We start from the raw sequence: 223 nt of genomic DNA, 5'->3' as shown, positions 1-223 counted from the left end.
CGATGAGGGGCATCAAGCCCGAACCGGTCGCCGGCGATTCCGTGATAATCGGCCGCCGCCACTACCCCGTCAAGCAGGTCGGCCAGGTCATCACCCGCCAGGACCGCCGTGACTTCAGCGCCGGCGAAGTCCTCCGGGCCATGACTCAGCTCGGCTTCACTTGCCGCACCCTCCCCGAGGCCGCACCCGTACGCATCCTCAGCTCGCTCCAGCAAGCTTCCGC

Annotated in this window: 1 protein-coding gene; it reads left to right on the top strand. The window is 68.2% G+C overall.

Going from position 1 to position 223, the window contains the following annotated elements:
• A partial coding sequence (locus MFF21_RS23880) for an SCO5918 family protein (RefSeq protein WP_238315068.1) occupies positions 1 to 223 on the top strand: 223 nt, incomplete at both ends.

The organism is Methylobacterium organophilum (assembly GCF_022179465.1).
Taxonomy (GTDB): Bacteria; Pseudomonadota; Alphaproteobacteria; order Rhizobiales; family Beijerinckiaceae; genus Methylobacterium; species Methylobacterium organophilum.
This window is presented reverse-complemented; position numbering and strand designations above follow the sequence as displayed.